Annotated in this window: 24 protein-coding genes and 1 pseudogene; 12 read left to right on the forward strand and 13 right to left on the reverse strand. The window is 62.2% G+C overall.

All coding sequences use genetic code 11. The features are described from left to right. Positions 1-247: 247 nt before the first annotated feature. Genes ACFWEM_RS01845 through ACFWEM_RS01855 form a run of 3 tightly spaced genes read left to right on the forward strand, consistent with a single transcriptional unit; the run spans position 248 to position 2,871 of the window. Positions 248-1,441 (forward strand): thiolase family protein, encoded by a 1,194-nt coding sequence (locus tag ACFWEM_RS01845; protein WP_378530624.1) that lies wholly within the window; start codon positions 248-250, stop codon positions 1,439-1,441. 28 nt (positions 1,442-1,469) lie between these two features. Then, positions 1,470-2,231, forward strand: a complete 762-nt coding sequence (locus ACFWEM_RS01850) for a 3-hydroxyacyl-CoA dehydrogenase (RefSeq protein ID WP_378530626.1) — start codon at positions 1,470-1,472, stop codon at positions 2,229-2,231. A 13-nt stretch (positions 2,232-2,244) separates the two neighbouring features. Beyond that, a complete protein-coding gene (locus ACFWEM_RS01855) occupies positions 2,245-2,871 on the forward strand; it encodes a TetR/AcrR family transcriptional regulator (protein ID WP_378530628.1) in 627 nt (208 codons plus the stop codon). A 72-nt stretch (positions 2,872-2,943) separates the two neighbouring features. Here the strand turns inward: ACFWEM_RS01855 and ACFWEM_RS01860 are convergent, their stop codons facing one another. Beyond that, positions 2,944-4,566: a long-chain fatty acid--CoA ligase gene (locus ACFWEM_RS01860; protein ID WP_378530630.1), complete on the reverse strand. Its 1,623-nt coding sequence runs from the start codon at positions 4,564-4,566 to the stop codon at positions 2,944-2,946. A 101-nt stretch (positions 4,567-4,667) separates the two neighbouring features. Then, a pseudogene (locus ACFWEM_RS01865) lies at positions 4,668-6,352 on the reverse strand (dihydroxyacetone kinase family protein). A 54-nt stretch (positions 6,353-6,406) separates the two neighbouring features. On the opposite strand from ACFWEM_RS01865, the gene ACFWEM_RS01870 reads away from it, so the two are divergent. Next, positions 6,407-7,270, forward strand: a complete 864-nt coding sequence (locus ACFWEM_RS01870) for a patatin-like phospholipase family protein (protein WP_378530632.1) — start codon at positions 6,407-6,409, stop codon at positions 7,268-7,270. Beyond that, positions 7,267-8,121 (forward strand): LLM class flavin-dependent oxidoreductase, encoded by an 855-nt coding sequence (locus tag ACFWEM_RS01875; protein ID WP_378530634.1) that lies wholly within the window; start codon positions 7,267-7,269, stop codon positions 8,119-8,121. The genes ACFWEM_RS01870 and ACFWEM_RS01875 overlap by 4 nt, the downstream gene beginning before the upstream one ends. A gap of 1 nt (position 8,122) precedes the next feature. On the opposite strand, the gene ACFWEM_RS01880 is transcribed toward ACFWEM_RS01875, so the two are convergent. After that, positions 8,123-9,133 carry a threonine aldolase family protein gene (locus ACFWEM_RS01880; protein ID WP_378530636.1) on the reverse strand — a complete coding sequence of 337 codons (1,011 nt, stop codon included), beginning with the start codon at positions 9,131-9,133 and terminating at the stop codon, positions 8,123-8,125. A 335-nt stretch (positions 9,134-9,468) separates the two neighbouring features. Here ACFWEM_RS01880 and ACFWEM_RS01885 point away from each other — a divergent pair, with 335 nt between their 5' ends. Both ACFWEM_RS01885 and ACFWEM_RS01890 read left to right on the forward strand, forming a co-directional pair. Then, entirely contained in the window at positions 9,469-10,008 is a 540-nt protein-coding gene (locus ACFWEM_RS01885) for an HNH endonuclease (protein WP_378530638.1), read from the forward strand. A gap of 19 nt (positions 10,009-10,027) precedes the next feature. After that, positions 10,028-10,285: a WhiB family transcriptional regulator gene (locus ACFWEM_RS01890; protein ID WP_378530640.1), complete on the forward strand. Its 258-nt coding sequence runs from the start codon at positions 10,028-10,030 to the stop codon at positions 10,283-10,285. A gap of 4 nt (positions 10,286-10,289) precedes the next feature. Here ACFWEM_RS01890 and ACFWEM_RS01895 read toward each other — a convergent pair whose 3' ends face one another. The 7 genes from ACFWEM_RS01895 to ACFWEM_RS01925 form a co-directional block, all read right to left on the reverse strand. Beyond that, entirely contained in the window at positions 10,290-11,711 is a 1,422-nt protein-coding gene (locus ACFWEM_RS01895) for a DUF2252 domain-containing protein (RefSeq protein ID WP_378530642.1), read from the reverse strand. An 80-nt stretch (positions 11,712-11,791) separates the two neighbouring features. After that, complete coding sequence (locus tag ACFWEM_RS01900; protein ID WP_283306201.1) at positions 11,792-12,115, reverse strand: DUF6292 family protein; 324 nt, start codon at positions 12,113-12,115, stop codon at positions 11,792-11,794. 69 nt (positions 12,116-12,184) lie between these two features. Next, entirely contained in the window at positions 12,185-13,465 is a 1,281-nt protein-coding gene (locus ACFWEM_RS01905; protein WP_378530643.1) for an NAD(P)/FAD-dependent oxidoreductase, read from the reverse strand. Between the two features lie 47 nt (positions 13,466-13,512). Next, a complete protein-coding gene (locus ACFWEM_RS01910) occupies positions 13,513-13,995 on the reverse strand; it encodes an acyl-CoA thioesterase (RefSeq protein ID WP_378532704.1) in 483 nt (160 codons plus the stop codon). 125 nt (positions 13,996-14,120) lie between these two features. Then, positions 14,121-14,924, reverse strand: coding sequence for a class I SAM-dependent methyltransferase (locus ACFWEM_RS01915; protein WP_378530645.1), 804 nt, complete (start codon positions 14,922-14,924; stop codon positions 14,121-14,123). Beyond that, positions 14,921-15,580, reverse strand: coding sequence for a FadR/GntR family transcriptional regulator (locus ACFWEM_RS01920; protein WP_378530647.1), 660 nt, complete (start codon positions 15,578-15,580; stop codon positions 14,921-14,923). Before ACFWEM_RS01920 ends, ACFWEM_RS01915 begins: the two co-directional genes overlap by 4 nt. 78 nt (positions 15,581-15,658) lie before the next feature. Next, on the reverse strand, positions 15,659-16,561 hold the full coding sequence (locus ACFWEM_RS01925; protein WP_378530649.1) for an Lrp/AsnC family transcriptional regulator: 903 nt from the start codon (positions 16,559-16,561) through the stop codon (positions 15,659-15,661). A gap of 224 nt (positions 16,562-16,785) precedes the next feature. On the opposite strand from ACFWEM_RS01925, the gene ACFWEM_RS01930 reads away from it, so the two are divergent. Continuing rightward, positions 16,786-18,501, forward strand: a complete 1,716-nt coding sequence (locus tag ACFWEM_RS01930) for an amidohydrolase (RefSeq protein WP_378530651.1) — start codon at positions 16,786-16,788, stop codon at positions 18,499-18,501. Continuing rightward, on the forward strand, positions 18,501-19,835 hold the full coding sequence (locus tag ACFWEM_RS01935) for an MFS transporter (protein WP_378530652.1): 1,335 nt from the start codon (positions 18,501-18,503) through the stop codon (positions 19,833-19,835). Before ACFWEM_RS01930 ends, ACFWEM_RS01935 begins: the two co-directional genes overlap by 1 nt. A gap of 126 nt (positions 19,836-19,961) precedes the next feature. Here the strand turns inward: ACFWEM_RS01935 and ACFWEM_RS01940 are convergent, their stop codons facing one another. The 3 genes from ACFWEM_RS01940 to ACFWEM_RS01950 form a co-directional block, all read right to left on the reverse strand. Beyond that, positions 19,962-20,600 (reverse strand): hypothetical protein, encoded by a 639-nt coding sequence (locus tag ACFWEM_RS01940; protein WP_378530654.1) that lies wholly within the window; start codon positions 20,598-20,600, stop codon positions 19,962-19,964. A gap of 62 nt (positions 20,601-20,662) precedes the next feature. Next, positions 20,663-21,529 (reverse strand): alpha/beta hydrolase family protein, encoded by an 867-nt coding sequence (locus ACFWEM_RS01945; RefSeq protein ID WP_378530656.1) that lies wholly within the window; start codon positions 21,527-21,529, stop codon positions 20,663-20,665. A gap of 90 nt (positions 21,530-21,619) precedes the next feature. Next, positions 21,620-22,666, reverse strand: coding sequence for a LacI family DNA-binding transcriptional regulator (locus tag ACFWEM_RS01950; protein WP_378530658.1), 1,047 nt, complete (start codon positions 22,664-22,666; stop codon positions 21,620-21,622). Positions 22,667-22,915: 249 nt separating this feature from the next. Between ACFWEM_RS01950 and ACFWEM_RS01955 the strand changes: the two genes are divergently transcribed. From ACFWEM_RS01955 to ACFWEM_RS01965, 3 genes are read left to right on the forward strand one after another with little or no spacing between them, the layout of a single operon-like run. Continuing rightward, the gene (locus ACFWEM_RS01955; RefSeq protein ID WP_378530660.1) at positions 22,916-24,370 is read left to right on the forward strand and encodes an APC family permease; all 1,455 of its coding nucleotides are present in this window, start codon (positions 22,916-22,918) and stop codon (positions 24,368-24,370) included. Continuing rightward, on the forward strand, positions 24,367-25,971 hold the full coding sequence (locus ACFWEM_RS01960) for a N,N-dimethylformamidase beta subunit family domain-containing protein (protein WP_378530662.1): 1,605 nt from the start codon (positions 24,367-24,369) through the stop codon (positions 25,969-25,971). Before ACFWEM_RS01955 ends, ACFWEM_RS01960 begins: the two co-directional genes overlap by 4 nt. Further along, positions 25,931-26,335 (forward strand): cupin domain-containing protein, encoded by a 405-nt coding sequence (locus tag ACFWEM_RS01965; protein ID WP_378530665.1) that lies wholly within the window; start codon positions 25,931-25,933, stop codon positions 26,333-26,335. Before ACFWEM_RS01960 ends, ACFWEM_RS01965 begins: the two co-directional genes overlap by 41 nt. Positions 26,336-26,344 lie beyond the last annotated feature (9 nt).

Consider the following 26,344-nt stretch of genomic DNA (forward strand, 5'->3'; position numbering starts at 1 on the left):
GAAAACCTATCATTCGAAAGTACTAACGGTTGGCTGAGGCCCGACGAGGTTACTGATCGTGTGAACGGTCGTTGGTGAGCATCTGATTCGAAGCCCGGCAGCTCCTCTTGACGCGCGGGTTGCGTCGATGGTAATCCTTTAGCGAGCGCTAAGTCAGGGTGCTCCCTCGATCTCGGTCCGGCGCTCGGCGCCACGAAACTCGGGTGCCGGACCGCCCCAGCAGTACACGTCCTCGAAGGGAACGAAGATGACCAAGGCAGTGATCGTCGATGTAGTCCGGATCGCATCAGGCAAGGGCAAGCCGGGCGGAGCACTGTCCGGGACGCACCCTGTCGAACTGATGGCCCATGTTCTACGTTCCATCGTCGATCGAAACGGCCTGGACCCCGCCCTGGTGGACGACGTTATCGGCGGTTGCGTCGGACAGGCCGGTGAGCAGGCTCTCAACATCACCCGCAGCGCGGTCCTCTCGGCCGGATTCCCCGAGTCGGTACCCGCCACCACGATCGATCGCCAGTGCGGATCAAGTCAGCAGGCTGCGCACTTTGCCGCGCAGGGCGTGATCGCCGGTGCATACGACATCGTGATCGCGGCAGGTGTCGAGTCGATGAGTCGTGTCCCGATGGGCACTACGACGATGGGGAAGGACGCTTCCGGTCCGGGCGTCGCGGCTCGCTACCCCGAAGGCCTGGTCAATCAGGGCATCTCCGCGGAGTTGATCGCCGCGAAGTGGAAGTTCGACCGCGAGGCTCTCGACGCATTCGCTGCGCAGTCCCACCAGCGGGCAGCGGAGGCAGCGGCGAAGGGGCTCTTCGACAAGGAGATCCTGCCGATCTCGGTGATCGATGCCGCCGGTGAGACCGTCTCGCACACCGTCGACGAGACGGTTCGCGCGTCCACTACCGCCGAGGGTCTTGCCGGCTTGAAGCCGTCGTTCTACTCGGAGAAGTACGCGCAGCGTTTCCCTGAGGCACAGTGGTCGATCACTCCCGGTAACTCGTCGCCGCTCACCGACGGTGCATCCGCGGCACTGATCATGAGCGAAGAAATGGCGTCGAAGTTGGGGCTGACCCCGCGAGCACGCTTCCATTCCTTCTCCGTCGCGGGCGACGACCCGATCTTCATGCTCACCGCGCCCATCCCGGCGACCCACAAGGTGCTCGCTCGCGCCGGCCTGAGCATCGACGACATCGACACGTACGAGGTCAACGAGGCGTTTGCTCCCGTGCCGCTCGCCTGGGCTCACGAGTTCGGTGCCGACCCGGCAAAGCTCAATCCGTGGGGCGGCGCCATTGCTCTCGGCCACGCCTTGGGGTCCTCGGGTACACGCCTGCTGACCACGATGGTCAACCACCTCGAGGCCACCGGGGGACGCTACGGTCTGCAGACCATGTGCGAGGGCGCCGGCATGGCCAACGCCACCATCATCGAACGCATCTGAAACACATAACCTTTCGAAAGGAACTCTCATGATCGTCAACGACAGCGTCGCCGTCGTCACCGGTGGAGCATCCGGCCTCGGCCTGGCCACCACCAAAGCCCTTCTTGCCGACGGCGCCAGCGTCGTCATCATCGACCTGCCGTCGTCGAACGGTGAAGCCATCGCCAAGGAACTCGGCGACCGGGTCCGCTTCGCGGCCGCAGATGTCACCGACGAGGCCGCGGTCACCGCTGCACTCGACGTGGCCGAGTCCCTCGGACCCCTGCGCGTGGCAGTCAACTGCGCCGGAATCGGCAACGCAGTCAAGACGGTCAGCAAGAAGGGGGCCTTCCCGCTCGACGCTTTCAAGAAGGTCATCGACGTCAACCTGATCGGCACCTTCAACGTCCTTCGTCTTGCTGCGGAACGTATTTCGAAGACCGAACCCATCGACGGTGAACGTGGCGTCATCATCAACACCGCCTCGGTTGCAGCCTACGACGGCCAGATCGGGCAGGCTGCGTACTCCGCGTCGAAGGGCGGCGTCGTCGGTATGACGCTCCCCATCGCCCGCGACCTCGTGTCGCTGCTGATCCGCGTCAACACCATTGCGCCCGGTCTGTTCAAGACCCCGTTGCTGGCCGGACTGCCCGAAGCAGCCCAGGCATCGTTGGGTCAGCAGGTGCCCCACCCCTCACGCCTGGGCGATCCCAGCGAGTACGGCGCGCTTGCTGCACACATCGTTTCCAACCCCATGCTCAACGGTGAGACGATCCGCCTCGACGGTGCAATCCGTATGGCACCGCGTTAATTTCGGGCATCACATGACTGGTGAGGTGGAGTCGGTGAATTCGGTGGCAGTGGACTGGAGGTCCTTCCCGCCGCTGGTGATGACCGACATCCTGACGGCTTCGCTCGAGCTGTTCGACGAGAACGGTTACCACGGTACGACGGTGCGACAGATCGCCAACCGCGTCGGGGTAACCGTTCCCGCGCTCTACTATCACCACGCGAACAAAGAGGCGGTCCTGGTCGCTTTGTTCGAGATCTCGATGAGCGAACTGAATACCAGAACCGAAGCGGCAGAAGCGGAGGCCGGTGAGAATCCGGTACGACGCTTTGCCTTGGTGGTGGAGGCGATTGTTCTCTACATGACCCACCGGTCGCGGCATGCAGCGTTGGACACCGAGATCCGGCATGTCTCACCGGAAAGCCGAAGCCGATACGCCGCCAGCCGTAAACGGCTCGAGTTGCTGATGCGCAGGATCGTCGACGACGGTGTGGCATCAGGAGATTTCGCGGTCACCGATACCGAGGAGACCGTCCGGGCAATACTCGGAATGGCACAGTCACTGCCGCGTTGGTTCCAGACCGGCGGTCCGATGTCACCGTCGCAATTGGCGCAGAAGTACGTCGACATCGCTTTTCATACGGTCGGGTATCGACCGTAAGGTGTCTCGTCCGTAAACGAAGGCGGGCAACAGGTCGAAAACCTGTTGCCCGCCTTCAGAATTTGATACGTGTCAGAGTCGCGTGACTTCGAGTCCACCCTCGTGGTAGTCGGCCCGCAAGCGCTTCTTGTCGAACTTGCCGACGCTCGTCTTCGGGACTTCCTGGACCACAGCCCAGTTCTCGGGCAGCTGCCACTTGGCAACCTTGTCCGAAAGATACTGTTGCAGTTCGGACATGGTGGTTTCGGAACCAGCGCGAAGAACAACCGCAACCAACGGGCGCTCGTCCCACTTCTCGTCCGGCACGCCGATGACGGCAGCTTCGGTGACGTCGGGGTGGCCCATGACGGCGTTCTCGAGGTCGACCGAGGAGATCCATTCGCCGCCGGACTTGATGATGTCCTTGGAGCGGTCGGACAGGCTCAGGAAGCCGTCGGACGTGATGGATCCGACGTCGCCGGTCTTGAGCCAGCCGTCGTTGAACTTGTCTTCCGCGTCGACGCCGTAGTACGACCCGGTGATCCAAGGGCCGCGCACTTCGAGTTCGCCTACGGAAACTCCGTCGTGTGCAACAACTTTGCCGTCGTCGTCGATGAGACGCGCCTCGACAGATGCCGGGAATCGACCCTGCGAGTAGCGGTACTTCCACATCGCGTCGCCGGTGACACCGGCCGGCGGGCGGGCAACGGATCCGAGCGGGGAGGTTTCGGTCATGCCCCAGGCGTGCAGGACGGAGACGTTGTGATCGGCCTCGAATGCGTGCATGAGGGCGGGCGGTACCGCGGAGCCGCCGATCAGAACCTCACGCATCGAGGAGATGTCCTGAGGGTTCTGCTCGAGGTAGAGGTGCAGGCCCTGCCAGATGGTGGGTACGGCTGCGGCGAACGTCGGCTGCTCGCTGGCGATGATCGCAGCCAACGGGGCAGGCTGGAGGAAGCGGTCGGGCATGATCAGCGAGGCGCCGATCATGAACGCGGCGTAGGGAAGTCCCCACGACATGGCGTGGAACTGAGGCACCACGGCAAGCGCACGATCGCCCTGGGCGAGGTTGGGGCCGTCGCTCATGCAGACCTGCATGGAGTGCAGGTAGATCGAACGGTGGGAGTAGACGACGCCCTTGGGATCACCCGTGGTGCCGGATGTGTAACACATTGCGGCAGCGCTGAGTTCGTCGACCTCGGGCCAGTCGAATTCGGTGGGCTGATCGGCGATCAAGCCCTCGTAGGTGTGAACCTGCACGCCCTCGGGAGCTTCGAGTCCCGCAGTGGAGGTGCCGGTGACGATGATGTGCTTGACGGTCGTCAGCGACGGAAGCTGCGGAGAGAGAAGCGGAATCAGGGACGGGTCGACGATGATCACGCGGTCCTCGGCGTGATTGGCGACGTGGATCAACTGCTCGGGGAACAGACGAATGTTCAGCGTGTGGAGCACAGCGCCCATCGAGGGGATCGCCAGGTACGCCTCGAGATGCTCGGAGTTGTTCCACATGAACGTGGCGACTCGCTCGTCGCCCTCGACGCCGAGCCCGCGCAGGGCGTGCGCAAGCTGTGCACAACGCTTGCCGACGTCAGCGTAGGACACACGGCGCGGGCCGGACTCAGTCCACGTGACAACCTCGGAGGCGCCGTGAACGGAGGCGCCGTGGCGGAGAAGTTGCGCAATGGAGAGGGGGGCGTCTTGCATGGTGCTCAGCATGGGCTGCTCCTGTGTGGTGTGTGAGACCGGTGCTTTTGCCCACGGGCCGTCACAAACGATGTGCTGTGGCTGCCAGATTAGTCACAGCACAGAAGTGCTCGCTAGTGCCCCACTGCACAAGCGAAGAACCACGCTATGAGTTGCGCTCCCGGATCGACCACTCCGCGAGCGGCTTCTCCCACATAACTTGCACGTCCGCGGTTTGCGAGCATGGTTTCGGTCGACTCCGCCCCGGCCGCTGCGGCTTCCGCTGCGCTCGCCAGCGCAGCCTCCCGATCGGCGTCCGAGATCACGGATTGCTCCAACGACTCGACCGCCGGAACTATCGCGTCGACCATCGTCTTGTCGCCGACGCGTGCGCCGCCGAGCGAGGTGATGTTGTCGAGCCCCGCCCGCGCTGCAGCCGCGATCGCCCCGAGGTCGAGTTCGGAGTCCGCCGAGTCTGCGGCAACGCGGAAGAAATGCCTGAACCAGATGCCGAACAAAGCGCCGGAGGTACCGCCGGCGTGGCCGAGGTAGGCCTGCGAGACCGCGTCGAATATCGTTGCAGTGGAATAGGTGTCACGGATCGACGAGATGTCGAGCTGATCCAGCGCGGCCACCATGTTGGTCCCGAAATCACCGTCACCCGCTCGTCTGTCGAGATCGGTGAGGGCCGGTTCCTGCTCCAGTACCTTCTCGGCCCAGTCCGCAATCCAGCCGCCGACGAAGCTGCTTTCGGCAGTGCGTGAGATGTCGGGTGTGAATGTGGGACCGAAAGATTCGCGCTTGCCCATGCCGGTGTACTCACGCGCCATAGCATTCGGCCAGGTGGGCGCTTTTGTTGGTGCATCCCATAATTCGAGGATTTCTTTGTCTGTGCGAACAAGAGTGATGGACGCGCCTGCCATGTTCAATGCAGTGACAAAAGTTCCGATCAATATCCGATCGATGTGAATTCCCTGTTCGTCCAGATAATCTCCGAGTTCGGCGAACAGTAGTTGCAACTCCAGCGGGTGGGTGGCGCCGAGACCGTTGACGACGGCGATGACGCGGTCACCTTCGGCGAGACTCAGGGACTTGATGATCGGGCCCGTCAGCCGCCGCACCAATTCCGGTGCGGGCAGGGCGTCCACGCGTTCTGTGCCGCGTTCGCCGTGGATGCCGATACCGAGTTCCATCTGACCCGCCGGCAAGTCGAACGACGGCTCGTCAGCCCCCGGCAAAGTGCACGGGCGAAGAGCGACGGCCATGCTCCGAGCGGAGTGCGCGACGTGTTGTCCGATCCGGGTCACCTCGGCCAGGTCGTCGCCGCGGGCGGCGGATGCGCCGCAGACCTTCTCCACCACGATGGTTGCCGCAGTACCACGTCGACCCGGGCCGCTGCCGTCTGCGCGTTCGGTCGCGACGTCGTCGTCGACCAGGACGACGTCCGTATCGATCTTGTCCTCGCGTAGCAACTCTCGGGCGATACCGAAGTTCATCACGTCGCCGGTGTAGTTCTTCACGATGTGAAGGACGCCGCCGCCGGCGTCGGCAGCCTTGGATCCCTCGTGGATCTGAAGTGCATTGGGTGAGCTGAAGACCAATCCCGGGCAGACGGCCGTGAGCATTCCTTCGCCGATGAATCCGGCGTGCAGGGTTCGTGACCGGAGCCGCCGCCGGAGACGAGTGCGACCCGTCCGCGAGGAAGCGGCCTCGCGCGTGTGAGATATCCAGGGTCGGGATTCCAGGCGATGTCGTCGGTGGATGCGATCAACCCGCGGAGTGCGTCGGGAACAAATGTCTTTGCGCTGCGCATGAACATCACTTCAGAGTAGGTCTAACGTCGACATCGGGCACGGATCACGATCGACGAGAGGTGGACGGCGTGAAATTGGGGTTGGTACTTGCCGGCGGCGGCGTTGCGGGAATCGCCTGGGAAACCGGTTTTCTGTTGGGCGTTCAGGACAAATCGCCTGACACTGCAGCATCGCTGCTGACTGCGGACGTGTTGATCGGCACGTCCGCAGGTTCCACGGTGAGCGCTCAGATTGCGGGCGGTGCAACACTGCAAGAACTTTTCGACGCACAGACAGCGGACGCGACCGGCGAAATCGATCCGAAGGTCGATGTCGAGGTACTCGGTCAGATGTTCGTGGACGCGATCGCAGGATCGCAGGACCGGGCCGAGCAGCTCCGTTTGCTCGGCGAGGCAGCGATGGGAGCCGACACCGTCGAACCCGCCGTGCGTCGTGCGGTCATCGAGGCGCGGCTGCCGAATCGGTTGTGGCCCGACCGGGAGTTGCGCATCCCGGCGATCAACGCGGAGACCGGTGAGTTGAGGGTGTTCGGCAATGCCTCCGGCGTCGACCTGATCGACGCAGTCGGAGCGAGTTGCGCTGTCCCCGGGGTGTGGCCGGTAGTCACGATCGACGGTCACCGGTACATGGACGGCGGAATGGCCAGTGGCTCGAATGTTCTTCTGGCTGCGGACTGCGATGTAGTCGTGGTTCTTTCACCCGCGGCAGACCCTGCCCCGAATCTGCTGGGCGGCAGTCTACGAGAGGAAATCGATGTGTTGGCGCCCGCGCGCGTACTGCCGATCTTCGCCGACGACGCCGTCGTGGAAGCGATCGGAACGAACTCGCTCTCGCCGACAACCAGGCGCCCGGCAGCTGAACTCGGCCGTGAACAGGGCCGGCGAACAGCCGACGAGATCGCCGCTTTTCTGGTGACGGCATGAGTACCGCACGGATTGCTGTCGTCCTGCGCCCGGAACAGCCCCCGGAGGACCTTGTCAGCCATGCGAGGTATGCCGACGAGAGTGGTATCGGTGAGGTCTGGCTGTGGGAGGACTGCTTCTTCGGCGGAGGAATAGCCACTGCTGCAGCTGTATTGGCTGCAAGTGAGCGCCTGGGAGTGGCGATCGGCGTGCTGCCGACCCCGATGCGCAACACCGCGATCACGGCGATGGAGATTTCGGCGCTCGCAAGAGTTCATCCGGATCGACTGCGGGTTGGCTTCGGTCACGGCGTTCAGAGTTGGATGCGGCAGATCGGGGCCAAGGCCGAATCGCCGTTGACTCTCCTGCGGGAGCAGTTCGGAGCAGTCGAGCGGCTACTGCGCGGTGAGTCGGTGACGGTGTCCGGTCGATACGTGAATCTCACGGACGTCACGCTGGCGTGGCCACCGGAGAAGGTGCCGCAGTTGCTCGTCGGTGCGACGGGGCCAAAGACTTTGGCGCTCAGTGGCGAGTTGGCGCAGGGCACTGTGCTCTCGGGTGGGACGACCCCGGACGGCGTGCGTCGGGCGATCGCTCACATCGGGGCGTCGGATCACGAGGTTGTCGTTTATGTCATCTGTGCTTTCGGTTCCGGCGGTCGTGAGCGCGCCCTTGCCGAGGCCGCAGCGACCGGTAGCGAGTCGCCGGAGGATGCGATTGCCGCGGGCACCGCGTCCGAAGTCGCGGCAGCAGCACGGCGATGGGCGGCAGCAGGTGCTACCACCGTGGTACTCCAACCGACTGTTGACGAGCCGGATGTCCGCGAGTTCATTCGCTTTGTCGCGCAGGAGGTTCAACCCCTGGTGACGTAGCTCAGAAGGTTACTCTGGACAAAACCGCGTCGATGTCGGCAGTGCTCACGTCGCGATGTGTCACGAACCGAACCTTCCCGGCAACAGTGACCGCGCCGACGTCGACAGCGGCGAGCTGTGCAACGGTGGCCGACGGATCGGGTGTTGCGGCGAGAACGATGTTGGTGGCGGGTTCGTCGACAGCCCAACCGCGTTCACGAAGCCCCGATGCGAGGCGCTGCGCGTTGTCGTGATCGTCGGAGAGGCGAGCTTGTGAGCGCAGCGCGACGATGCCGGCTGCGGCCAGCACTCCGCCCTGGCGAACACCGCCGCCGAGCATCTTGCGGATCCTTCGGGCTTCTGTGATCAATTCGGGTGATGCGGCGAGTATCGAGCCGACCGGCGCACCGAGTCCCTTGCTCAGGCATACCTGAACGGTATCAGCGCCGGAAGTCAGTTCGGTGGGCGAAACAGCTAGTGCAGCAGCGGCATTCCAGAGACGGGCGCCGTCGAGGTGAATCTTCAAGCCACGTGATCGCGCGGCGTCGACCAGTGTCGTCCACTCGGTCGGATTCATGACGGCACCGCCGGCGAAGTTGTGAGTGTTTTCGAGACAGAGCAGCGTGGTGTTCAACGTGAAATACGGGCCGGGGGAGCCTGCCGCCTTCACGACGGTCTCGGGGCTGGGACGCCCGGGTCCGCCGTCGTGCGGCAAGGCCATCGGCATTCCCTGGGCGAGCCAGGCGGCGGTGCCCAATTCGGAACCCAGGACGTGAGAGTGCTCCGGTGCCAGGAACTGATCGCCGCGGCGAAGGTGCAGCATCAGCGCGATCAGGTTGCCCATCGATCCGCTCGGCACCCACAGTGCGGCTGTGAACCCCAGAGTGTGCGCCACTTCTTCCTCGAGCGCCGCCATGGTCGGGTCGTGATCGAGGACGTCGTCACCGACCTCTGCGTCGGCCATTGCCTTGCGCATCTCCGCGTCAGGCTTGGTGACGGTGTCCGAGCGAAGGTCGATGTACGACGAAGTCATGGCTCATTCGATCAAGCCGCGTGTTCCGGCGTCAAACCGCGGTATTTCCAGGACGGCTCTTTCGGACTGATAAATCGATATCGCTGAGGATGCCTTCCGTGTGATGATGGGCGCCGGCAATCGCCGGTGAAGAGAACAAGAAGTGGAAGGGGACAGGCATGCGCGACTGGAAGCAAGCGTTGCACCTGCGCGGGCACTCACCCCGCGGCATTTCCCATCCCGCATTCGGGGAACAGAGTGGCGCTGAATACATGCCGTTCCCCAATTCTTGCACTTGCTCCTGACCCGCCTTCGTGTCCAGGAGTTTCACTCCTCGACACGAACTGAGAACTCTCATGCGGAACCCGAACCGCGCACCCGCCGCCGCCTCTCACAGTTGGATGAACCGGTCCGTCCACGTACTCAACGCCACGTACGAGTACCTCGGTGAAGTGAGCGCCGATCGGGCGGTCGTCCTGATCGCCACCGGCTCCGCGCAGTCCACCGAAGACGTGATCCCGGTATTTCCGGTGCGCTCCAAGCACATCGAGATCCCACTGCCTCGGACGATTCTGCTCGCCGAGTACGTGTACGTTGCTCACCGGGTGACGGTCACCGATTCCAGTCGGGCCACTTTTGCCGGTGTTTTCGACCGGGACGGTCGTCAATGTGCGTACTGCGCCGCCCGGGCGACAACCATCGACCACGTCCAGCCTCGAAGCCGTAACGGCCCGAACACGTGGGGAAATCTGGTGGCGTGCTGCAGTTCCTGTAATCAGCGCAAGGCGGATCGCACACCGGCTGAGGCCGGTATGCGGCTGCTGTGGGAACCAAAGGCACCTCGGCGCATCGAGAAAGTGCAGCAGAAGATCTGGCGTGAATTGAGTCGGACGTGACGGCCGAAGGGAGCAAGTGATGTACGCAGACGAGATCTCGAATCTGGCTGAGCTTCTGCCGATTTCGGACGACCGGGTTTGGTGGCAGGCGGAATGCAGAGGGGACCCCGAGCCGGACCGCTGGTTCCCTTTTCCGTCCGAGGGGTATTCCTACGCGACCGACGTGTGCAGCAGGTGCCCGATTGCGGATTCATGTCGTGAATTCGCCTCTGCCACTGGCCAGACCGGAATCTGGGGTGGAGTGAAATTCGAGCAGGGCAGGATCGTCGCGGCGTGAGGGATCAGATTCCCGGCTCCGCGGCGATCGTGCCCGCTGATACCGCCCGACACAGGGCGTCGTGGTCACGTTCGGTCTGATCGGCGTAAAGCCGAGCAAACCGGGTGAGGGCGGTATCGACCGCGTCCGAGGTTCCCAGGTAACCGGAAATCAGTGACGCGCCACTGGTTCGGGCGTGTCCCTTCGCCAGGAGGCGACCGCAGATCGCGACATAGTCGGTCAACGCTGCTGCGTCGATATTGTTCAGGTCCACAGAACCTTTCATGTTCCGGAACTGACGGACGTAGTACTGGCGGTCGTCGACGGTGCACCAACCGAGCAGTGGATCGCTGACCGTCTGGAGTGCTTGCTGGTATTCCGCGACGCGTCGTCCTTGGTGGTCGTGCCAGGCCGAGTCGCCGTGGACGAAGGGTGCAACTACGGATCTGCGAGCCTGTTTGAGCTGCAAGAAGATGACGTCGTCCGGGATGCTCCCTTCGCACAGAGCGACATAGGCTCGCAGGGCGACGCTTCCGACTCCGACGACTCGGTGCGCCACGTCGATGACGTTGTAACCCGAGACCACTCGACGCCAGTGTGGTGCAAGGGTTTCGAGATACTCGTCGAGACCCTCCAGGAGGAAGTCGGTGTCCTGTGGGGTGAGTCGTGTTGTGAGCGGCGGGTTCTCGAGTAGCTGGCGTCGGCCGTGGTCCTCGACGGTGAACCGGGGAACCGCGTGATCGCTCGTGCGCCGTCGTGCCCGCTCCGCGGCGCGGCGGATCTCGGCCAGCAATCCGGGATCGGTGACGTGATCGGTGAGTCCGTCTAGATCGACCCGGTCGAATGAACGATCGAACAGTGGACGCTCGGACAGCTTTGCCAGGTGGAGGCGATACGCGGACACACACGAGGTTGTTGCTGTCTCGCACTGAGCTTCGGTGAGGCCGTTCTGCCGACCGGCCACCCAGATGCTCGCGGCCAGCCTTCTCAAATCCCATTCCCATGGGCCTGGATGTGCTTCGTCGAAATCGTTGAGGTCTATGACAAGTTCGCGTTCCGGGGATCCGTAGAACCCGAAGTTTCCGACGTGTGCATCTCCGCAGATGACGGGTGTGATGCCGGTGGACGGGAGGTGCGCCATGTCCTCGGCCATCAATCCGGCAGTACCACGCAGGAATCCGTAGGGCGAAGCGACCATGCGTCCCACACGGATCGGAACCAACCAGTCGAGTCTTCCCTCGTGTGCTGTGTTGACCTGATCGACCGGGTCACGTCGGTTGAGTGGTGGCGCCCAATCGCCGAGCGACGATCGTGCCACTCGCTTGCGCAGGCCTTTCCCGATCTTGCGACGCTCGCTGCGGGGTGTCTGACGCGCCCGCAAAGTCGCCCTGCCGTCCGGTTCGTTCTCGAGAGCCAACTGACCGGCAGGCCTGCTCAGCGGGTCCATGTCGGGCTCTCTTTCGTCGGGCGTGCGAAACTCGCGCTCGATCTTATGCCCGCTGGACTGAGCGCCGCGCGACGAGTTCCTTAACTACCCGCCTGTGCAATCAACTCGACGGCGCGGTCGGCGCACAGTTCCGGATCCGGCATTCTCCCGATACCGAGGCATTCGACAACGGCGAACGACGTATCCGGTGTGGTTTCCACACCGAGAGCCCACCCGAAGTAGTGATTCCAGGCGAGCACCGCTCGGTGGCCGCTGTGTTGCGGAATTTCGCTACCCAGCACGATCACCGCGTCGAACGCGGGACCGTCGCACCAGATCACCGATTCGGCGAAGGTGGAGCTGGCGACAGCGACTACGTACCTGTGACAAGTCGATTCACTCGGAATGGCGATGTGTGCACGCATGGTCGCTCCTCCGGCTCGGTTGCGATCGGAGGGTTCCCCATTGCCGGTGCCGAAAAAACGCTTGGCAGATTACGTCCCGGCCACAGATCCACGACGCAGACGGTGCCTGAGATGTTTTTGTGCTGCCCGAACGACCGAGCGAGCCGAGAGATACTGCTCGGCAGGTATCAACCGGGAACCGAACAAGTAGAACCTTTGGGCTTCGCCTTGGTCATGGGTGGCCGCGGAGATGAGCAGACGTTCGAATACGGTGAACTTTCGCCCACCGGCGTAACCACTCATATAGTCGATGTGACTCGTCATACTCGCTCTGGCACTGCGGTATTCGGTCAGTGCAGCATTCATGTTGCGATGTGAATCGAGTGTGTGTGCCGTCGTCTCCACCAGTACTTGCGCGGTGGCGTCGACCAGCATCTGCGCGGTCTCGAGTGCCCACGAGCATCCGATGCCCCACAACGGGTCGTTTGTCGCCGCGGCGTCGCCGATGAGTGCGAACCCGTTACCTACCGGTTCGGTGAGGGTTGTGGAGAAGTGTTTGGTACCAACGATCTTCCCGACGATGTGCTCGCGGCGAATCGGCGGAGCGCCGGGTAAAGCGTTGGCGTATTCGAGGAAAGCGGTAGACAGGTCGTCAGTGAACGAATCGAGTTTGTCGAGGGCGGGGAAGACGACCAGCACGCTGATCCCGCCGTCGTTGGGGAGCAGATAGGCGACGTCGGGATCCATGAACCACGACAGTGAAGATTCTCCGTCGAGTCGTTCGAGTCCGGAGAGTTGGGCGAAGTAGCTGAAGCGACCGTTTGTCACGGTCTCCGAGTCGCATCGCGCGGATCGTGCGACTGTCGAATCCTTGCCGTCCGCTCCGACGGTCAAGTTCGCTTCGAGAGTGAAGGCCGAGCCCTGTGCGGTTCCGTACACGCCGGCCGTGGTGCCGTTCTTGGTCAGCAGCCCGGAAACGCGATGTCCGAGAAGAAGGTCGACGTTCGGGTAGTCGTTCGCGAGTTGCCGCAGGAGCGGGTCGAGCGTCTCCCTTCGGACATTGAATCCCGGTGGCGACGAGGCGTCGGTGGCGTCAGGGGTGATCCATCCCCACGGAGTCCAGAACTTCGGAACGGTTTGCACCATTCCCAGGGCGAGCAGTTTTTCCGTGGCGCCGAGCCTTTGCAGGATCGGGGCGCCGCACGGTTGTAGATGGTGAGTGCACAGGACCTTGTGGGCTCGGGCGTCGGAGCGGGCGTCGAGAAGCGCTATTCGCAGACCTTGCTGGGCGTACATGATTGCGGCGGCGCATCCAGCAATGCTTGCGCCGACAATCACGACGTCATATTTGTCTTGCGCTTTCGAAGTCACACCGGTCAGTTTAATGCATAAGATTATAACTTAAATACTTGCAATATTCAGTCATCGTGTTCGGGCGTTAGGTCCCGAACTGCGGCCCGGATGGACTGTTCCCGCAGTTCGTTCTCCCTTCGCAGCTCACGGCGCCGACGCCCGGCCTCGAACCGTTGCCGCGCGATTGTTCCGGTCGGTCGGAGTTGGGGTACCTCAGCGGGTTTTCCGTCGCTGCCCATTGCCACCATCGTGAAGTAACAACTGTTGGTATGTCGAGATTTTTCGAGAAGAATGTCTTCGGTTTCGACGCGTATTCCGATTTCCATCGACGTGCGCCCGGTGTAATTGACGGAAGCGGTGAAGGTGACAAGTTCACCGACGTGCACCGGCTCGCGAAACACCACACGATCCACGGACAGTGTCACGACGTACGTCTGGGCGTATCGACTCGCGCACGCGTAGGCAACCTGGTCGAGGAACTTCAGAATCGTTCCGCCGTGAACGTTGCCCGAGAAATTGGACATGTCCGGCGTCATGAGGACGGTCATGGACAAGGTTTGTTTCGATGCTTGCTGCGACGCTTGCTTCAGTTCGGGCAGGGAGTTCGATTCGGACATCGAGCGGGCCTCTTCGGGTCGGTGGACGGTGAAGAGACCGTATCCGGCCCCACGGGTTACCCGCGCGTTCGAAGGGGCGCGGTCCTAGGGTTCGGGACAGTCCCGACGTGCAGGACGTATTCACTGGTGGCGACGGGTCCGGTTGCGCTCGACCTGAGATAGGGCGCAAGCGTCGAGCGCAGGTGAGCGGACATCGAAGCCCAGCTTCCTGTTTCTCTGACTGCCTCGCGAAAATTCTTCAATGCCGGTGCCTGGTCGCACAGTTCCTCTATGGGATCCGACCCGGCTGGTAGTTGCCACTCGAGCACATGACAGGACGAGCTCACCGACTCCAATCCAGCTGCTGCCTTCTCGAATTCGCTCGAGCGCGCCCACGTCGTCGGTAGCGGTGTGATGCCTTTCCATGCTGAGGCTGCTTCTCTGCGGAGTGCTGCTGCCCACCCGTTCTCCGACCACGTTGCGACGCAGATCTTTCCGCCTGGCCTGGTCACCCGCATCATTTCTGCGAGAGCGATCGCGGGATCGGGACAGAAGATGATCCCGAAGATGCTGACGCAGGCGTCGGCGCTCGAATCCGGCCACGGCAAGGACTGTGCATCGCCGATCGTGAAGGTGGGTTCAGTGATGCCGGGGCGAGGAATCCAGCGTTCGCGCGCGGCCTCGAGCTGGCTGGCGGAGAGGTCGAGTGCGTGGACCGTCATGCCGCCCTGGGCCGCCGGGAGCGCAAAGTTCCCGGTTCCGGCGCAGACGTCGTACACCGTGCTCACGTGTCCGATCGAGCGCAGTGCTTCCAGTGATGCAGGTGAGAGTTGTTCGGCAAGAGTCGAATACGTTGCACCGTTCCAGTTTTCCCGATTCACGACAAGCTCCTCTCGATTGCGTCGATGACCGTATCGAGTGCTGCGCCTGCCGCGCGTGCTGCTTCGTCGGGGTTCCGTTCCTCGATAGCTGCGATCAAAGGTCGATGCTCGCCGACGTGGAATCCCGGACCGATGCTCACAGCGGACAGTGAATCCGATACGGCGGCGAGGACTCCCCGATAGACGTCGATGAGGGCGGAATTGTGTGACGCCTCAACGATCGAAAGGTGCAGGGCCATACCGGCTTCGGTCGTGCCGGAGCTGCCGGCGTGATCGGGGTGTGCGTTCCACGCCGCGTGGATCCGTGCGAGGTCTTCGGGGGTGCGGCGCTGCGCTGCGAGCCGTGCGGCTTCGACCTCGAGTCCGCGTCGCAAGCTCAGTACGTCGAGAACGTCGCCTCTGGCGAGTCTGCGCCCGAGTAGTCCTTCGACCGGCGACGCTGCCGTCACGTACACGCCGCCGCCGTGGCGAACGGACAGAACTCCGGCATGTGCAAGCGCCCGTACCGCCTCGCGCATGGTGTTTCGGGCGACTCCCAATTGCTGAACCAGCGCGGTCTCCGGTGGGAGTTTTGATCCGACGGGCCATAGTCCGGAGGCGATGGCCTCCTCGATCGTCGCGGCGACAGTGTCTACCTTGCGTCCGGAATCGGACATGTATGCAACCTTGGGTAAGTGGGTCAATGACTTGTCCGAGGCTAGCGTGCTTCCATAAGTGGGTCAATGACTTGCGAACTATCCCCGTACGTCCAGGCTGCGGGCGTAGTGCTCTTTGAACACCTCGAGATGTGCCCAGGATTCCAAGCCGCTGACACCGTCGATCCCGCGGATTCGCTCGGACAGGGCATGAAGGTCGTTGGAGGAGTTGGCGGCAACGGTCGCGATCACGTCGTACCGCCCCAGGGTTCGGGCGAGGAATTCGATTCCGGGCAGCGACTCGATCTCCGACACCGCGTTGTCGTCCCGTGAGCCCAGGTTGACGCCGATGCCCATCGCCAATGTCCGGCCACCGCCTCGCCGCTTGACGACGGCTCCGACGCGAAGTGCCGTGCTCGCGATCAGGTGATTGACGCGGTTGCGTACGGCACTCGGCGACAGACCGGTGTGTTCGGCGAGCTCGAGAAATGGCATGCGCCCGTTGTGTTCGAGTAGTTCGATCAACGCGACATCCGTCGAGTCGAGTCGGATGTCGGCTTGTAAAGCGCTCTCGGGCATGAAGATTCCCTTGATGACGTCGACGTAGACCAGCGTGCTCACGGATCGAACGCCCCGCTGTGAGCGGAGTTCGGCGATGGCGCGATACAGATCGTCGTGACCGGGCACCCGAAGTTCCGCAATCACGTTGTACTGCCCGCTGACTGCCGAGATGTAGACGGCGGCCTCGGACTCGATCAACGCGTTCAGCACGGGGGTCATCGGTCCGGACACGGCGATCGAGACGTGTGCGAGTGCCTTCAATCCGAGAAGTTCGGGATGCGCGACCGCAACCACGGACACAGTTCCCGAGTCGAGCAGTGCCTGCACTCTGGTGGACACCGCTGCGCGTGGTGCGTCGACCGCCGCGGACAGTTCGCGGTATGTCGCTCGCCCATTGCGCTGAAGTGCGGCAATGAGCTTGGAATCGAGATCGACGGTCATGGATGTCCCAACTTTTCCAGAGATTTTTCTGTACCCGCTTCCTATTAGAACAGTCGCATGTGGCCATGAATGATGCGGATAAGTGCAGAAATGCTCGAAAACCACTACAAAAAAGTTGTATACCGCCTGGTCTGAAACTTTGATGCATTGCATAGCTCCAGGTCAGGGCGTAGTTTTCGCTCAACACGCAGTGACCTGCACCACCATCTCGACGAAGGACCACCATGCGCAAGTTGCACACGCACGAAGCCTCGCCGCTCGACGCCACCGCCACGATCTTCACCGGCGCCAAGATTCACACCGTTGACGACAGCACGGCGGGAGCCGAAGCGTTCCTGGTGTTCGGAAACCGCTTTGCAGCGGTGGGAACACTCGAGGAATGCCGCACCGAGGCGCGTCGCCTGAGCACTCGCACAATCGCGGTGGTCGAACTCGACGGTGCCACCGTCGTCCCCGGCTTCGTCGATCCGCACGCACACCCGCTCATGTACGGGCAGATGCTCAGCTGGGTGGACTGCGGTCCGGAGAAGGCTCACTCGATCCCCGGAATCATTGCGCTGCTTCAGGAAGCGGCACTCACAGCACCTGCGGGTGTCCCGATTCGCGGATACGGCTACGAGCACCGCAACCTGATCGAAGGGCGTCATCCGCTCAAGGAAGAGCTCGATCAGGTCGCCACCGATCGCGAGGTCTACCTCATGAACGCGAGCGGTCACGGTGGCGTCGTCAACTCCTTCACCTTCGACAAGCACGGCATCGATGCGAGCACCGAGAACCCGGCCGGTGGCGAGTTCTTCCGAGATTCGGACGGCGAGCTCACGGGCGAGCTGTCCGACGCCGCGTGCAACATTCTCACCGGCGTCAACGGAGTGAAGGTCGGTCATCACGGACCCAACTTCCATCTCGAGGACGAGCCCGAAGAGCACCTTCGCCAGCTGTCCGTCGCTCAGGTCAAGTTCCTGGCCGGCGGCGTCACCACCATCGGTGACTGCCAGGTGACCCGTCGTGAATTCGACATGTACCTGCGTCTGGCCGAGCAGGATCAGCTCAAGACCCGCGTCTCCATGTACATGCTCAGCCACCTCCTCGATCACGTCATCGACACGGGAATGCACGGCGCCTTCGGAAATTCCAAGCTCGCGTTCGGCGGCATCAAGTTCTACGCCGACGGCACTCTCGGTGGCTGGACCGCGTACTTCCCCGACGGATACGTGGGCGACCCGTGCCGCACCGGGCAGCTCTACCACGAGCCGGCGGACTACTCGGAGCTGATTGCCAAGGCACACTCGGTGGGTCTGCAGACCGCCACGCACGCTCAGTCGCCGACGGCCATCGACATGGTGCTCGATGCCATCGAAGCTGCGCAGAAGGCTCACCCTGACGCCGACGCGCGTCACCGCATCGAGCATTGCGGACTCCCGACGGCCGAGCAGATCGCCCGGATGAACCTGGCCGGTGTCTACCCGGTGAACCAGCCGCAGCATTACTACAACTGGGGCGAGGGCGTCACCGCTGCGATCGGGACTCCGGGTGAGCGGTTCAACCCGCTCGGCGAGTTCATCGCTGCCGAGGTTCCCGTGACCATCAGCTCCGACGCACCGGTCGCCGAGCCCAAGCCGCTCGAAGCGATTCAGGCTGCGGTCACCCGTGTGACGCGTCAGGGCCATCAGCTCGGCTCGGATGCACTCCGCATCACCGCCGACCAGGCACTGCAGGCTCACACGCTCAACGGTGCGCGTGCGCTGGGCCGTGAAGCAGAACTGGGCAGCATCTCGGTGGGCAAGCGGGCCGACTTCGTCATTCTGGGCGCGGATCCTCTCGAGGTTCCGGCCGACGCGATTGCGCAGATCGATGTCCGGGAGACCTGGATCGACGGCGAACTCGCACATTCAGGTCATAACCACCTATTGTCGAGCACTTCGACCACCGAGGAAAAGTAATGAACCGAGAGCAACAGATCGTGAAGGCCCGCAAGGCGGGATTTGCAGCCTTCGTCGGTACAACTATCGAGTGGTACGACTTCTACGTCTATGCCACGGCAGCCGCGCTGGTATTCGGTGACATCTTCTTCCCGCCCGGAACCGACCGCCTGACCGGTGTTGCTGCGGCGTTCGCGACGTACGCCGTCGGCTTCTTCGCTCGCCCGCTCGGCGGAATCGTGTTCGGCCATGTCGGTGACAAGATGGGCAGGCGCACCGCCCTTGTCGTGACTTTGACGCTGATGGGCGCAGGAACATTCCTCATCGGCATGTTGCCCACCTACGCGTCGATCGGGTTCTGGGCGCCGTTGCTTCTGGTTGTTCTTCGCTTCGTCCAGGGCTTTGCCGTCGGCGGCGAATGGGGCGGTGCCGTCCTGATGGCCGTCGAGCATGCTCCCGAGGACAAGAAGACCTTCTACGGCGGATTCGCCCAGCTGGGCAACCCCGCCGGCGCGCTTCTAGCCACCGGTTTCTTCAGCATTCTCTCCACCTTCGGCGACGACGCTCTGCGCGAGTGGGCGTGGCGTCTGCCGTTCCTCTGCTCGGCGCTGTTGATTCTCGTCGGCTTGGTCGTTCGCCTGAAGGTCGAAGAGTCCCCGGTTTTCGAGTCCGAGGTGAAGTCCGCGGACGTACCGGAAATGCTGCCGCTCAAGTACGCGTTGGTGACCAACTGGCGCCCGATCATCCTGGGCATCGGCATTCTGCCCGTCGCAGTCGGCGGCTACTACCTCGTGACGACCTTCATCACGGCGTACGCAACCGACCCCGATGTCGGGTTGTCCGAGACGTTGATTCTCAACGCGCTCAGTGTCGCGGCAGTGGTCGAGTTGATCGCGACTCTCGGAGTGGCGTGGCTCGGCGACAAGGTGGGACGCGTCCGCGTCGTCATCTGGGGTCTTGCCGCGGTCGCAATACTCGCAGCACCGCAGTTCCTGGTGCTGAAGTCCGGATCCGTGTTCCTGATCTTCCTGACCTTCGCCGTCATGCGACTGGTGCTGGCTGCCACGTACGGTCCGATCGCCGCTGTTCTGTCGCAGATGTTCAAGCCGCAGGCTCGCTACACGAGCATCTCGTTGGCGTACCAGGGCGCCGGCGCGATCTTCGGCGGATTGTCTCCGCTGGTCTCGACGCTGATGTACAAGGCAACCGGCAGCATCTGGCCGGTCATCGCACTGCTGATCGGCATGTGCATCCTGAGCATCGTCTGCCTGCTCTTCGCTCCGCAGCATGTGGACGAGGCGACCGATACCGACGGTGCACCGCAGGGCCTGAACAAGGAATCGGCTTCCGCCTGACTGCCGAGGGTCGGCTCCGCCTGACTGCCGAGGGTCGGCTTCCTGTCAACTGAAAACACAAAGCTGGGGCAGTACACGATTTCCGTGTACTGCCCCAGCTGTCGTTCAGCTGTCCTTCAGGGCCGGTTACGCGCCGACGAGATGGCGATGAAAGTGATCGCTGCGTCGGTGTGCCTGACTGAGATTCCTGATCTCACGCAGCCAGAAGTGAGACGCCAGTGCGTTATCGCTTCCATAGCCGGTGCCGGACGTGTCCTCGTCGATCAGGGCGACAAGCGCCTTGATCAGGCTGGTGACCTTGAGGTTGTTGGTCTGAGAATGTCGGACCAGCAGGTCGGCAGCTTCGTCGGAGCTGCAACGGTAGAGGGTGCAGACGATTTCGATCCCGCGCTCGCGGATCCGGCCCGAAGTTGTCGGGATCCGTAGACCGTTTGTCGAGTTGCTGTTCGTCTGGTTGTTCGTGTTGTCGGGGTGAATCATGGTGTTGATCAAGGTATTCCTTTGAACTGCAAGGGTTTTAGGCCCGTGCAGTGTGTAGCGCATGTTGATACTGGTGCAGTCGGTACGCGATTGGCGGCGGACTCCGTCGGAGCCTTCGGCCTGGTCAACAATCTGCGGGACTGATGAAAGTGCGTAGTGATCAAAGGCGCGGATTTGCACCGAACTGGAAGTCTGCCCTGGAACGAATACTGGAACCTTAGTTCCGGGCGAAGCGACCGGCTGCCTGACTGACGGCTGCCCTCTGATAACCCCACCGTACGTCATCGATGCGGTTTCAGCTAATTCTTTATCGGGCGATCGTGATCACAGCGGGTGCTTTTACCTGCTCAAGAGGCATTTACGTGGTCGAGTATTGCTTGCTTGGTGATAGCCCAGGCGTTGGTGGTCGGGTTCCCGAATTCGCCGTGGCCAACTCCGGGTAGTTCGATCAGGTCGACCGCATCGCCTGCTGCTCGGGCGGCACGGGTATAGCGTCGGCTCTGTTCGATCGAGACGACCTTGTCGCCGAGTCCGTGGATCGCCGTGACAGGGATGCCGGTGGGGAGGTGTTCGATCGGTGATGCGATGCGGTAACGGTCCGGATGGTCGACGGGCATGCCGCCCAGAAGATTTCGAACAAATCGATCTTTGCCAGCGGTTGCGGCGAGCGTCATGTCGAAGACGCCGGCCATGATCGTTGCCGAGCGAACGGGCACGGTGAGGTCCGGTTCCGGAGCGTCTGCACTCTGCTGTGATCGCGACGCGACCCAGGCGGCTAGCTGTCCACCCGCGGAGTAGCCGGCGATGTGTACACGGCTCAAATCCAGTCGCCCGGAAGCTCTTTCCTGAACGACGCCGGCCAGGGCGTTGGTAGCCGCAACCGTATCGGAGAGCGTGGTCGGCCAACCGCCCTGACCACCTACACGCCTGTATTCGAGGTTCCAGACCGCAATTCCGTACGGGGTCAAGGTTTTTGCCCACGCACCCGCGTACTCGAGATTGCTTTTCTGAGCCCAGCCGCCGCCGTGGATGAGGACAACGACCGGCAGGTCGCCGTCGGATCCGGTTGGAAGATACAGATCGCCGAACGTGTCTGCGGCCGCGGCGTATGCGATGCGTACGGGAGCCACTTCACGATCGAGACCCGCTGCACTGCTGACAGACAGGAGGAGAGTGAGAACACAGACGAGCGCTACGGCGAGGTACCCGGCCAAGCGGTCGCGGGAGCGGTGCGCGATGACCTGATTCCTCTCGGCGTGTGACGGACGATAATTCGGAAATCAGTCTATCGGTGCCGAGTGAATTTATGGTGTGAGCGTAAGTGCCGTGCTTGCCCGCACACGTAGTTCGCTCCGAGTATGTATCTGAGCTGGGCGTCCGTCTCCGTCGATCAAGGCGAGTAGTGCATCCACTGCCAATCTCGCTTGTTCCTCGGGGAAGAAATCGATTGCAGTGATCGGGGGATCTGAAATCAACAGAGCAGGTTCGTCGCTGTCCTGTGCGATCAAGACGTCTTCTGGAATTGACAAGCCGAGATCGCGCGCTGCCCGAACGGCGGCGGGAGCGCAACCGAGGATCAACGACAGTATCGCGTCGGGAGGATTCTCGGACGTGAGTGCCTTGTGGGTCGATGTATAGGCTGCGGCAACGAGCAGGTCGACGGTATCAGCGCCAGAGGACGGCGCCAGATCGTCGCTGATTCGAGGCGTCACCCCGCGGGCGCGGCACCACTCGATGTACGCCTTGGTCGTGGCGCGCGTCCACTCCGAATGCAGTCCGGGGGTGAGGATGAGGATGTCTGTCGCGCCCTGGTCGGCGAGGTGATTCAGGAGCGTTTCGGTAGTCGAGACGAGATCCGGCGAGATGAAGCATCCGAATTGTTCGGCTCGTCCCGGACCCACTGCAGCAGAGGGGATTCCGATCCTCCGCAGGACATCGACACGAGGGTCGTGGGCGGCGGGGTCGACAACGATAACTCCGTCCATCTCGATGCGACGTAGTCCGTTCGGATCTTTCATCGACGGAAGCAGTAGGAGTGAATGATCAGCCTGGAATGCGGCCTGGGTGGCGGCGGTTGCCACACGTCCGTACCAGTCGAAGTTGAGGTACTCAGCCGATGACATCTCTTCCGGGGCCGGGAGCATCAGTCCGAGGGTGGCAGTTCTGCCTGTCCGAAGATTCTGTGCCGAGCGATTGGCCCGGTACCCCAAGCGGTCGGCGACTTCTTGGACGCGTGCGCGAGTTGCGGAGTCGACTCTGCCCTTGCCGTTGAGTGCGTAGGAAACGGTCGACACGGCGACACCGGCGGCAGTCGCGACGTCACGAAGCGTCGGGGCGTTCGGCGTGATCATCGGGTCGCTTCCTTTGCTGGTCGGTTTCTACTCAAGAGTAACGCCCGAGCATCGGGCGCTGCTGCAATTGGTGGACGGTTGTCTAAAAAAGGACTAGTGCCGAATCGTTTCATCGCAGCTATTGACAGTGCTGAAACGATTCGGCACGCTCATGGAACGCCAGTCGAACGCCGAATGAATTTCCTGGAGACACATGTCGTACTCGTTCCAGTCCAAGCGCATAATTGCGATAACGCACGGAGTCACTCCATGACCGACAACACCGACCCGCGAAGGGTGGGCACAGCTCCCGACCCGCATCCGCCCGGACCTACTCCGGGGCTTCGTAGGGGGACGATCAACAGCAGACATCTGGTCTTCTTTGTCATCGCCGCCGCGGCACCGCTGACCATTCTGGTGGGATTTGCGCCCCTCGGACTGATGACCGCGGGCGCTGCACTTCCTGTCGGTTACATCGTTCCGGGAATCGTCTATCTGCTGTTTGCGGTCGGATTCACGGCGATGAGCAGGCATATCCGAGGTGCGGGCGCCTTCTACGCCTACATCACGGAGGGGCTCGGCACCATCGTCGGCGCCGGATCTTCGGTGGTGGCCTACGTCGGCTATCTCGGCGGTCAGATCGGATTTGTCGTCGCGTGCGGCATCTTCACGTCGTCCACTCTCGACAGTCTTTTCGGTATCTCGGTTCCGATTTATGCATGCGCGCTGACAGTTGCCGTTCTGGTTACGGTCGTGGGATACAACCGGGTGGACATCGGTGCCAAGGTGCTCGCGGTGTTGATGGCTCTAGAACTCGGCGTGCTCGCAGTTTTCTGTGTCGCGGTCCTGGTCAAAGGCGGGCATGAAGGACTGTCGCTGGACAGTTTTTCGCCCTCGACCTTCCTGACGGCCAGCTTGGCCAGCGTCTTCGTGTTGACCTTCACGTCCTTTGTCGGCTTCGAGCAAACGGCGATTTACAGCGAAGAGGTGGTCGACCCCCGGCGCACCGTTTCTCGGGCGACGTACACGGCAGTCACCGTCCTGGCGGTCGTCTATTCCTTCTGTGCCTGGGTGATCGTGCAAGCCGTCGGACCGAGTCGCATGGTCGACTTCCTCGGCGGCGATCCGTCCGAGCTCATCTTCGACCTCAACAGTGAATTTGCGGGCGAGATGATGACCGACGTCATGCACCTGCTCATCGTCACGAGTTTCTTCGCGGGGTGCCTGGCTCTGCACAACGCGTGTAGTCGCTATCTACTTGCGATGGGGCGAACCAGGATCTTGCCGACGGTGTTGGCGAAGGTGTCGGCATCGACCGGTACCCCCAGCGTCGCCGGAATTACGCAGGGCGCGTTGACCTTTCTCGCGATCGCAGGATTTGCGTTGACCCCAGCAGATCCGTACACGCAGGTTGTCTTGTGGACGAACACCCCGACCATCATTGCGGTGCTTGCTCTGCAGATTCTTACCTCGGTTGCAGTGGTCCGATTCTTTTCGCAAGGAGCTAGAGGAGAAGGATTGTGGCAGAGGCTGATTGCACCTTCGCTCGCGACCGTTGCACTCGTCGTAGCACTCGGATTTCTGCAAGTCAACATGGGCACCATGACGGGCCTGACCACTGCTCAAAATCTGTTGTTCGTGGTACCGCTGGTTATTGCATTCGTAGTGGGGGTCCTTCGGAGCCTGTGGCTTCGCAGCCACTCGATCGAAGTGGTTTCGGCATGAGTGAATACGCATGGTCGGTCCCCGGCGGATTGGTCGAACGGCCGGGATTGAATCCGGGAGAGCCGGAGATCTGGGTGTACGCAGACAAGTTCTCGTATTTCGCCGGCGACACCGTCTCTCTTCGAGTACACACCACCGCAGACGAATACGACCTCGAGATCGTGCGAGACGGAGCCCGCCCACAGAGCATCGTCAAGTACCTCGGTCTCCCGGGAAAGCAACAGCCGACGCCCGACGACGCCTACGCGGTCGGGTGTGGATGGTCGGAGTCCCTGGCACTCACGGTTGCCTCGAATTGGTCCTCGGGGATGTATTTGATTCTCGTACGGATGCGCCACGAAGGCGTCGTCGTCGAGCGTGAAGGCTTTTTCATAGTGCGATCGCGTACCGCTGCGCCGGCCGACATGGTTCTCATTCACACGACGAGCACGATGCTCGCCTACAACGACTGGGGCGGAGCCAACCACTATCGTGGAGTCCCGGACGGTTCCGGCGACGTGCCGACACCGTTTTCTTCGACGCAGCGGCCCATCGCGCGAGGAATGTTGCGCAAACCCACAGGCGCCGCCCGCAACATTCACACTGATACACCGGGAATCGGATGGATTCCGCGTCATCCGCCGTACGAGTGGGCGTGGGACAACGGCTATTCACGCCACCACGCAGACGCATTCTGGGCCACGTACGAGCGACCGTTCACGGTGTGGGCCGAAGAGCGGGGCTACCACGTGCATCACATCACTCAGCACGATCTGCATGAGGATCCTCGAGCGCTGGAGGGGTATTCGTGCGCGGTGCTTGTCGGGCACGACGAGTACTGGTCCTGGGAAATGCGCGACCGTATCGACGAGTTCGTCGACGGTGGAGGCAGTTTGGCGCGCTTCGGCGGAAACTTCCTCTGGCAGGTGCGCATCGAAGGTGATGCGCAAATCTGCTACAAGAATCCGTTCGAAGATCCGATGCGTGACGTTGATCCGACACGGGTGACCACGGCGTGGGATTCACCCGAGGTTGGACGGCCGGGTGCGTGGACGATGGGTTTGACCGGAATGGCGGGAGTGTACAACCGTTACGGTGCAACAACTCCCAGGTCTTCGGGCGGGTTCACGGTGTATCGGCCTGATCATTGGGCGTTGAACGGGACCGATCTGTACTACGGAGACAATTTCGGAAGCGCGCCGATCTGCGTCGCCGGCTTCGAGATGGACGGCGTGGATTTCACGTTCCGGAAGGGCCAGCCGTATGCGACCGGAGTCGATGGTGCTCCCGAGGATCTGGAGATCATCGCGATGGCACCGGCGGTGTCGGGTTCACGGGACAAGTGGAACGGGACGGTTCCGATCGGTGCGCCCTTTGCCGAGGTGCAGGGAATCCTCGAATGCTTTTACGGCAGTGATCCCCCCGAGCATCTTCGTGATCTCGAATACGGATCGGGAATGGTCGCCTGTCACAAGCGAGGTCTTGGGACCGTGTTCAACGCCGGCTCCACCGAGTGGGTGAACGGACTCATCCATCACGATCCCTTTACCGAACGAATAACTGCGAACGTACTGAATCTCTTTGCTGCGCAAATTTCGAGCTCCGACACGAAGGAAAAATGACATAAGTGTCAACGACATTCGAACATTCGGGCCAGGACAGGGGACGCGTTTTGTCCCGGAGTGGGGTGACGATGCGAGCCCAACCTGGTCGGAATCCGAATGGAGGTCGTTCGGAGCTCCGAACGGTGAATACTTCGGCGGTGGTTGGGAAGGCGAACCGGGGACGCTCGTGTGTGATCCCTACCCGTACGACGAGGTCTGTGTCATGATCAGCGGCCGGGTGGCGCTGATCGACCTCGATGGAAACCGTCGCGAATTCACCTCCGGTGATGCATTTTTCGTTCCGAAATCATTTCGTGGGATCTGGGAAACCGTGGAACCATCCAAGAAGTACTTCATCGCATTGCCGGGATCATGCTCGTGAGTGTTGCCT

It is taken from the genome of Rhodococcus sp. NPDC060176 (genome assembly GCF_042728675.1).
Taxonomy (GTDB): Bacteria; Actinomycetota; Actinomycetes; order Mycobacteriales; family Mycobacteriaceae; genus Rhodococcus_F.

Coding starts and splice junctions, on each gene's coding strand:
- ACFWEM_RS01845 (WP_378530624.1), top strand. CDS start 248: ATGACCAAGGCAGTGATCGTCGATGTAGTCCGGATCGCATCAGGCAAG.
- ACFWEM_RS01850 (WP_378530626.1), top strand. CDS start 1,470: ATGATCGTCAACGACAGCGTCGCCGTCGTCACCGGTGGAGCATCCGGC.
- ACFWEM_RS01855 (WP_378530628.1), top strand. CDS start 2,245: ATGACTGGTGAGGTGGAGTCGGTGAATTCGGTGGCAGTGGACTGGAGG.
- ACFWEM_RS01860 (WP_378530630.1), bottom strand. CDS start 4,566: ATGCTGAGCACCATGCAAGACGCCCCCCTCTCCATTGCGCAACTTCTC.
- ACFWEM_RS01875 (WP_378530634.1), top strand. CDS start 7,267: ATGAGTACCGCACGGATTGCTGTCGTCCTGCGCCCGGAACAGCCCCCG.
- ACFWEM_RS01880 (WP_378530636.1), bottom strand. CDS start 9,133: ATGACTTCGTCGTACATCGACCTTCGCTCGGACACCGTCACCAAGCCT.
- ACFWEM_RS01885 (WP_378530638.1), top strand. CDS start 9,469: ATGCGGAACCCGAACCGCGCACCCGCCGCCGCCTCTCACAGTTGGATG.
- ACFWEM_RS01890 (WP_378530640.1), top strand. CDS start 10,028: ATGTACGCAGACGAGATCTCGAATCTGGCTGAGCTTCTGCCGATTTCG.
- ACFWEM_RS01895 (WP_378530642.1), bottom strand. CDS start 11,711: ATGGACCCGCTGAGCAGGCCTGCCGGTCAGTTGGCTCTCGAGAACGAA.
- ACFWEM_RS01900 (WP_283306201.1), bottom strand. CDS start 12,115: ATGCGTGCACACATCGCCATTCCGAGTGAATCGACTTGTCACAGGTAC.
- ACFWEM_RS01910 (WP_378532704.1), bottom strand. CDS start 13,995: ATGACCGTCCTCATGACGCCGGACATGTCCAATTTCTCGGGCAACGTT.
- ACFWEM_RS01920 (WP_378530647.1), bottom strand. CDS start 15,580: ATGTCCGATTCCGGACGCAAGGTAGACACTGTCGCCGCGACGATCGAG.
- ACFWEM_RS01925 (WP_378530649.1), bottom strand. CDS start 16,561: ATGACCGTCGATCTCGATTCCAAGCTCATTGCCGCACTTCAGCGCAAT.
- ACFWEM_RS01930 (WP_378530651.1), top strand. CDS start 16,786: ATGCGCAAGTTGCACACGCACGAAGCCTCGCCGCTCGACGCCACCGCC.
- ACFWEM_RS01935 (WP_378530652.1), top strand. CDS start 18,501: ATGAACCGAGAGCAACAGATCGTGAAGGCCCGCAAGGCGGGATTTGCA.
- ACFWEM_RS01940 (WP_378530654.1), bottom strand. CDS start 20,600: ATGACGTACGGTGGGGTTATCAGAGGGCAGCCGTCAGTCAGGCAGCCG.
- ACFWEM_RS01950 (WP_378530658.1), bottom strand. CDS start 22,666: ATGATCACGCCGAACGCCCCGACGCTTCGTGACGTCGCGACTGCCGCC.
- ACFWEM_RS01955 (WP_378530660.1), top strand. CDS start 22,916: ATGACCGACAACACCGACCCGCGAAGGGTGGGCACAGCTCCCGACCCG.
- ACFWEM_RS01960 (WP_378530662.1), top strand. CDS start 24,367: ATGAGTGAATACGCATGGTCGGTCCCCGGCGGATTGGTCGAACGGCCG.